The following is a 1,457-nucleotide window of genomic DNA, read 5'->3' on the forward strand; positions in this document are numbered from 1 at the left end:
CACACCTCATGCATCTGCGGTAATGAGGTGCTCCGTCACCCCTGGCGGGGCGCTCGCGGGCGTCACCGGCGAGGCTCCACCTCATGCTGCTGTTCGGATGGCTTCCGCAATGACTGCCCGCCGGTGACGTCTTCGGTGTTCGGGGCGATCGACGCCTGATAGGAGCATGGGCACCAGCGGCCCGCAGATGCATGCGCTGCGCCCCGGACACCGTCTTCGCGAGACCACGCCCGTCGCGGAGGAGTCGGCGTGCTCGCCGGAATCGACACCCACAAAGACACCCTGGCCGTCGCGGTGATCGACCCCGGCGGCCGACCGCTGGTCGTCACCAACCTGGCCAACACCGAAGCCGGCTTCGACGAGCTCGAGGCGCTGCTCGCCGAACACCACGTCGACCGGATCGGCATCGAGGGCTCGGGCAACTACGGCCGCGGCGCCGCCGTCCGGCTCGTGCTGGCCGGCGGCATCGACGTGGTGGAGGTGCCGCCATCGCTCACTTCTCGGGAACGCTCGAGTCGGCCCGGGCAGGGCAAGACCGACCCGGTCGACGCACTCTCGATCGCCCGGATCACCGCCCGGGAGACCAGCCTGCCGCCGGTGCGACTGGCGGTCGGGCAGGCCGCGGACCTGCGCGCGCTGGTCGACTACCGCGGCCAGCTCGTGCACGAGCGCACCGGACTGGCCAACCGCACCCACGCCGAACTTCACGGTCTGCTGCCCGGCTATCAGGCCACCGTCCCCCGCCTGACCGCGCCGGCATTCATCAACAGCGCCCAGCAGCTTCTGCTCGACGACACCCGAGTCCGGGCGCAGCTGACCCGCCGCCGGCTGGACCGGCTCGCCGAGCTGACCACCGAGATCAAAGAACTCACCGCCGTCATCACCGCCGCGATGGACACCGTCGACACCGGCCTCACCGACCTCTACGGCGTCGGCCCGGTCGGTGCAGCCACGATCCTCGGCGAGGTCGCCGACATCCGCCGCTACCGCTCCCGGCACGCCTTCGCCGCCGCCAACGGCACCGCCCCGATCCCGGCCTCCTCCGGGCGCACGAGCCGCCACCGGCTCAACCGGGCGGGCAACCGCACGCTGAACCGGGTGCTCTACACGATGGCGATCACCCAGATCCGCGCCGACACCGAAGGACGGGCCTACTACCAGCGCAAACGCGCCGAGGGGAAGACCAGCCGGGAAGCGCTGCGCTGCCTGAAACGGCGTCTCTCGGACCTGATCTACAAGACCATGCACGCCGACCTCGCCGGCGCTCAGAGGGCGGCCACGGGAGCGAGCGAGACGGTGAACGCGGCCACGGCACCGGACACGACTAACGGCCAAGGCCAGCTGCGTGACAGGGCTTCCAGTCCCAACCCCGCTCTTCGCTCAAGCCAGAAGACCGCGCCCACCGCCGGCAGAAACGCTACGCCCGACCGGCGTTGACACATAGGAGCTCATCCAGG

Annotated in this window: 1 protein-coding gene; it reads left to right on the plus strand. The window is 70.6% G+C overall.

The features are described 5' to 3' along the window. Positions 1-249 precede the first annotated feature (249 nt). Positions 250-1,437 (plus strand): IS110 family RNA-guided transposase, encoded by a 1,188-nt coding sequence (locus DCS98_RS22420; RefSeq protein WP_241038612.1) that lies wholly within the window; start codon positions 250-252, stop codon positions 1,435-1,437. Positions 1,438-1,457: the final 20 nt, after the last annotated feature.

Origin of the sequence: Blastococcus litoris, from assembly GCF_003075095.1 — a bacterium.
Lineage (GTDB): Bacteria > Actinomycetota > Actinomycetes > Mycobacteriales > Geodermatophilaceae > Blastococcus_B > Blastococcus_B litoris.